Origin of the sequence: Herminiimonas sp., assembly GCF_030645555.1 — a bacterium.
Taxonomy (GTDB): domain Bacteria; phylum Pseudomonadota; class Gammaproteobacteria; order Burkholderiales; family Burkholderiaceae_D; genus Oxalicibacterium.
In genome coordinates this window covers 1-5,986 of sequence record NZ_JAUSME010000011.1, presented here as the reverse complement: position 1 = coordinate 5,986, position 5,986 = coordinate 1, and the positions used below count along the sequence as shown (strand labels likewise).

Here is a 5,986-nt window from a genome sequence, read left to right as displayed (position 1 = left end):
ACCGAGCGCGGCATGCGCTTGCAAGCACATGCCGGATGATGCCCGGTTATATTTATATGAACCTTAGTTCTTGGTTTGATCAACCAGTTTGTTTTTTGCAATCCAAGGCATCATCGCGCGCAGTTTGGCGCCGACTTCTTCGATTTGATGCTCGGAAGTCAAACGACGACGGGAGATCAGCGTAGGTGCGCCAGCCTTGTTTTCCAGGATGAAGCTCTTCGCGTATTCGCCGGTTTGAATGTCTTTCAGGCATTGGCGCATTGCGTTTTTGGTGTCTTCAGTCACGATGCGTGGGCCGGTGACGTATTCGCCGTATTCTGCATTGTTCGAGATCGAGTAATTCATGTTGGCGATGCCGCCTTCATAGATCAGATCGACGATCAGTTTCAGTTCGTGCAGGCATTCGAAGTAAGCCATTTCCGGAGCGTAACCAGCTTCGGTCAAGGTTTCGAAACCAGCTTTGATCAGTTCAACTGCGCCACCGCACAGAACAGCTTGTTCGCCGAACAGATCGGTTTCTGTTTCTTCACGGAAGTTGGTTTCGATGATGCCGGCACGACCGCCGCCGTTAGCCATTGCGTACGACAAGGCGATGTCGCGTGCGACGCCCGATTTGTCCTGGTACACAGCGATCAGGTGAGGCACGCCGCCGCCTTGGGCGTAAGTACCGCGCACTGTGTGGCCTGGTGCCTTAGGTGCAATCATGATGACGTCCAGATCGGCACGTGGCACGACTTGACCGTAATGCACGTTGAAGCCGTGTGCGAATGCCAGCACTGCGCCTTGCTTAGCGTGTGGTGCGATGTTTTCGTTGTAGACCTGTGCGATGTTTTCATCCGGCAGCAAGATCATGATGACGTCAGCAGCCTTGACTGCGTCATTGACTTCAGCAACCTTCAGGCCGGCTTTCGCTACTTTGTCCCATGAAGCGCCGCCTTTGCGCAGACCGACCGTTACTTTGCAGCCGGAGTCGTTCAGGTTTTGCGCATGTGCGTGGCCTTGCGAACCGTAACCGATGATGGCAACGTTTTTACCTTTGATCAGCGACAGATCACAATCTTTATCGTAGAAAACTTTCATGATGTTCCTAAATGATGTTGTTGGTATGAATTTGAATGAATGAAAATGAATTGCTTAAACTTTGAGTATGCGTTCGCCGCGGCCTATGCCGGAGCTGCCGGTACGGACAGTTTCCAGTATCGCCGTGCGATCGATAGACTCGATAAATGCGTCGAGTTTGGTTTTGTTGCCGGTCAACTCGATAGTATAAGTCTTGTCCGTGACGTCAATGATGCGGCCGCGGAAAATATCCGCAGTACGTTTCATTTCTTCACGTTCCTTGCCGACGGCCCGTATCTTGATGAGCATCAGCTCACGTTCGATAAATGCGCCTTCGGTCAGATCGACCACTTTGACCACTTCGATCAAACGATTCAGATGCTTGGTGATCTGTTCGATCACGTCATCCGAACCGCTGGTGACTATCGTCATGCGCGACAGCGTCGCATCTTCAGTCGGCGCAACGGTCAACGTTTCGATGTTATAGCCGCGTGCGGAAAACAGACCGACCACACGTGACAAGGCGCCGGCCTCATTTTCGAGCAATACAGAAATAATATGACGCATTACAGATCCTCCGAACCGAGCAGCATTTCAGTCAAACCCTTGCCGCTCTTGACCATAGGCCAGACATTTTCAGTTTGGTCCGTAATGAAGTTCATGAATACCAGCCTGTCTTTCATGTCGAACGCTTCTTTCAATGCGCCATCGACATCGGCCGGATTTTCGATTTTCATGCCGACGTGGCCATAGGATTCAACCAGCTTGTTGAAATCAGGCAGCGAATCCATGTAAGACTCGGAATAGCGCGAACCGTATTCCAGTTGTTGCCACTGACGCACCATGCCGAGGAAGCGGTTGTTCAACAGTATGATTTTCGGCGTCAGGTGATATTGCTTGCAGGTCGCCAGTTCCTGGATACACATCTGTATCGATGCTTCGCCAGTGATGCAGGCGATCGTTGCATCAGGATTGGCCATCTGCACGCCCATTGCATACGGCAAGCCCACGCCCATCGTGCCCAGGCCACCGGAATTGATCCAGCGACGTGGCTTATCGAATGGATAGTATTGTGCTGCCCACATCTGATGCTGACCGACGTCGGAAGTAATGAAGGCATCGCCCTTCGTGACTTCCCAGACTTTCTGGATCACCGATTGCGGCTTGATGACTTCAGTAGAATCTGCAAACTTCAGGCAGTCGCGTTTGCGCCATTCATTGATTTGCTTCCACCATGCGGACAGCGCAACGCTATTCGGCTTGGCTTCGGCGGCATCGAGTTGCGCCAGCAATTCAACCAGCACTTCCTTGACGTTGCCGACGATAGGAATATCGACCTTGACGCGTTTCGAAATCGACGATGGATCGATATCGATATGAATGATCTTGCGCGGTGTCGATGAAAAATGTTTCGGGTTGCCGATCACGCGGTCATCGAAGCGCGCGCCAATCGCGATCATCACGTCCGAATGTTGCATGGCCATATTGGCTTCGTAAGTACCGTGCATGCCCGGCATGCCGATGAACTTGTCACTCGACGCCTTGTATGCGCCCAAACCCATCAAGGTGTTGGTGCAAGGGAAACCGAGCTTGTCGACCAGCTTGTTCAACTCTTCGGATGCATGGGCCAAGATCACGCCGCCGCCGCTATAGATCATAGGACGTTCTGCTTGCAGCAGCAATTGCACCGCTTTGCGGATTTGTCCCGAGTGACCCTTGTCGACCGGTTTGTACGAGCGCATTTCGACTTCTTTTGGATAGTCGAAAACGCACTTGTGCATCGTGATGTCTTTAGGGATGTCGATCAGCACCGGGCCTGGACGGCCGGTAGTCGCGATGAAGAATGCCTTCTTCATTGTCGCGGCAAGATCCTTGACATCCTTGACGAGGAAATTGTGTTTGACGCATGGACGGGTAATCCCGACCGTGTCGCATTCCTGGAAGGCATCCTGACCGATAGCGTGCGAAGGCACCTGACCGGAAATGATGATCATCGGAATCGAATCCATATACGCAGTCGCCAAACCGGTAACGGCATTGGTGACGCCCGGACCAGAGGTCACGAGGCACACGCCGACTTTATTGGAGCTGCGGGAATAGGCATCAGCAGCATGAACGGCGGCCTGTTCGTGGCGCACCAGAATATGCTGGAATTTGCTGTGGCTGAAGATTGCGTCGTAGATGTACAGCACTGAACCGCCAGGATAGCCGAACACATGTTCAACACCTTCTTCGGCCAGGCAACGTACGACGATTTCTGCACCGGTGATTTCTTCACCGATTTTGTTGTTACTGATTACTTCTGAGGTCATGCTAACGTCCTTTCAAGGTCCATTGGAAATTGATCGGATGCTCTCTCCTGATGAAACCGCTGCTTGCGACAGTGCTGAGGCGTCCCTTTTTTGTGCGGTCACGTTGATTCGTCACACATCTATATATGTGTTTCAAAAAAACGCTTAGCGCGACTCGTTCGGCCAGAGTTACTGAAGAAATACTGCGGATTTCTCGCGCTTGTGGCGCGGGTTAGAGCAAACAGCTTTCAAATTTGAAGCGCGTCTTTTGGCAAAATTGCATCATGCGCAATGTACAAAAAGACCATGGATACCCTTTGAGATGGCAAAGGGACTGATACGTTACTGCGTTGCACAATTTCGGTCAAGTTAAATTCAGGGAAAGCCGTTTGAAATCAATGATATTGCGCAAAATCTGCCCGCAAACGAGGCTTTTTTGCTAGCATGCCTGCAGTTTGAAAAACGCAAGCACCTAATCCCAATTGTCCAGGCATCTCATCCCGCAACATCCCCAGCAGCGTTCTGTCGAATGCGCCGCAGCCTATGGCAACTGATAAAGAACTCTCTGATTTTCTGGCAGATGTCGAGCGCCGCGCATTCAAGCAAGCCGTCTACGCGGTGCGCAAGGAAGAATCGGCGCTCGATATCGTGCAGGATGCAATGATCAAGCTCGCCGAAAAATACGGCGACAAGCCTGCCAGCGAACTACCCATGCTGTTCCAGCGCATCCTGCAAAACACGATACGCGATTATTTCAGACGTGAAAAAGTACGCAGTTCGTGGATCAGCCTGTTTTCCAGTTTTGGCAACAAGCAGGAAGATCAGGAAAATTTCGATGCGATGGACATGGTCGAGGCAGAAGAAGGCAGCTATGGTGCCGAGACCGGCCTGGGGACGCTGGAGCGCAAACAGGTGCTGCAATCCATAGAACATGAAGTACAAAATCTCCCCGCACGTCAACGAGAAGCCTTCCTGATGCGTTATTGGCAGGATCTGAACGTGGCTGAAACGGCTACGGCCATGGGATGTTCCGAGGGAAGCGTGAAAACACACTGCTCCCGCGCGACGCATGCCTTGGCCCAGGCACTGAAAGCCAAAGGAATTTATTTATGAAAACGAAAGATTTGAATCTCGCATACAAACTGCGCCATGCGCTGGATGAAAGCAGCAACAATCTGTCGACAAAAACTTTCGAACGCCTTGCATCCGCTCGCAACGTGGCTTTATCACGCAAGAAACAAGAGTCTACCGTTACTGTTTTTGCGACCCAGGCTGCGCTCGCCGGCCATGCCGCTTCTGTGCCGCGCAACCATTTTGCATGGATAGGCCGCATGGGTCTGGCTATTCCGCTTGCCGTCTTGGTATTCGGCTTGATGGGTATTTATCAATTCGAACAACATCAGCAAGTCATCGAAGCAGCTGCCATCGATGCAGAAGTATTGACCGACGATTTGCCTTTGTCCGCTTATCTCGATAATGGCTTTGGCGCCTTCCTCGCCAAGGAAGAGGATTAGGCATGAAGGCATGGATTTTTTCCTCGGAGACCCCGCGTCTCGGGAAAATCGCTGCACTGCTGCTCTCTATTACATTTTCCAGTGTGATGCAGGCAACACCAGCACCATTGCCTGCGCCTGCAGCTAGCGAGCCGCCCCCCGCCGCCAAGCCGATCGCCAAGACACGCCCCGTTACAAAAGCCAGCACCAAATCGGAATGGTACAAATTGACGCCTATGCAGCAAGTCGCCCTGGCGCCGCTGGCTGCAGACTGGTCCAGGCTGGATACCTTCCAGAAGGAAAAATGGCTGGAACTGGCCAATCGGTTTTCCACGATGTCGGCTGCGGAACAGGCACGGATGCAGGAACGCATGCGTGACTGGGTCAAGCTGTCGCCGGAACAACGACACCTTGCACGTCAAAGTTATGCGCGCGTCAAAAAACTGGATGCCGAACGCAAAGCCAGACAGTGGGAGCAATATCAGCAATTGCCTGAAGAAAAAAAGAAGGAATTGGCTGCAACCGTTGCACCGAAAAAACAGATCGTGAATCCGCCGCGCCAGCATGTCGGCAAGAATGTCCCCAAGCCCGCCGCACCTGCACAGCCGCCCGTGCAAGCCGCAGAGACAAGCCAACCGACCGCAGCCCCCTCTTCTTCCACGCCTTGATTAAGTGTTTTGCGCAATGCAATTTGATACATCCGATACGCCCACGATTAAACGCCGCTTGACTACCATGATTTATGAAGGCGTCCTGCTGTTTGGCGTCGTGGCGATAGCGGGATTGATATTCTCGCCAATTTTTCAACAGCGTCATGCACTCTATCTGCGCCATGCGCTGCAGTACTGGCTGTTTTTCGTGGTCGGTGCATATTTCATCTGGTTCTGGACGCATAGCGGCCAAACCCTGCCGATGAAAACATGGCGCATGCGCCTGGTCACGCAAAACGGCAAGCAGGTTCCATTCAAACGCGCGCTTGCACGTTATTTCCTCGCATGGTTATGGTTCCTGCCCGGTCTCGCCCTCGCATGGGCGCTGGATGCCAAGGCATGGACTGCGGTATCGATAGTCGTCGCTAATGTGATTGCCTGGGCCCTCACTGCCTATGTACATCCAAGCCGGCAATTCCTGCATGACCGGATC

At 52.4% G+C, this 5,986-nt stretch carries 7 protein-coding genes; 4 read left to right on the top strand and 3 right to left on the bottom strand.

Annotation, left to right across the window (positions count from 1 at the left end):
• Positions 1 to 63 precede the first annotated feature (63 nt).
• From ilvC to Q7T06_RS00360, 3 genes are read right to left on the bottom strand one after another with little or no spacing between them, the layout of a single operon-like run.
• A complete protein-coding gene (ilvC, locus tag Q7T06_RS00370; RefSeq protein WP_304778244.1) occupies positions 64 to 1,080 on the bottom strand; it encodes a ketol-acid reductoisomerase in 1,017 nt (338 codons plus the stop codon).
• Between the two features lie 54 nt (positions 1,081 to 1,134).
• Positions 1,135 to 1,626 (bottom strand): acetolactate synthase small subunit, encoded by a 492-nt coding sequence (gene ilvN, locus Q7T06_RS00365; RefSeq protein WP_304778240.1) that lies wholly within the window; start codon positions 1,624 to 1,626, stop codon positions 1,135 to 1,137.
• Complete coding sequence (locus Q7T06_RS00360; RefSeq protein WP_304778236.1) at positions 1,626 to 3,371, bottom strand: acetolactate synthase 3 catalytic subunit; 1,746 nt, start codon at positions 3,369 to 3,371, stop codon at positions 1,626 to 1,628. The genes ilvN and Q7T06_RS00360 overlap by 1 nt, the downstream gene beginning before the upstream one ends.
• 522 nt (positions 3,372 to 3,893) lie before the next feature.
• Here Q7T06_RS00360 and Q7T06_RS00355 point away from each other — a divergent pair.
• The 4 genes from Q7T06_RS00355 to Q7T06_RS00340 all read left to right on the top strand — a co-directional run.
• Positions 3,894 to 4,463, top strand: a complete 570-nt coding sequence (locus Q7T06_RS00355; protein WP_304778231.1) for an RNA polymerase sigma factor — start codon at positions 3,894 to 3,896, stop codon at positions 4,461 to 4,463.
• On the top strand, positions 4,460 to 4,864 hold the full coding sequence (locus tag Q7T06_RS00350; protein ID WP_304778225.1) for a DUF3619 family protein: 405 nt from the start codon (positions 4,460 to 4,462) through the stop codon (positions 4,862 to 4,864). The genes Q7T06_RS00355 and Q7T06_RS00350 overlap by 4 nt, the downstream gene beginning before the upstream one ends.
• Before the next feature lie 2 nt (positions 4,865 to 4,866).
• On the top strand, positions 4,867 to 5,511 hold the full coding sequence (locus tag Q7T06_RS00345) for a DUF3106 domain-containing protein (RefSeq protein WP_304778220.1): 645 nt from the start codon (positions 4,867 to 4,869) through the stop codon (positions 5,509 to 5,511).
• Positions 5,512 to 5,527: 16 nt separating this feature from the next.
• On the top strand, positions 5,528 to 5,986 hold a 459-nt coding region (locus Q7T06_RS00340; protein WP_304778215.1), incomplete at its 3' end, for an RDD family protein.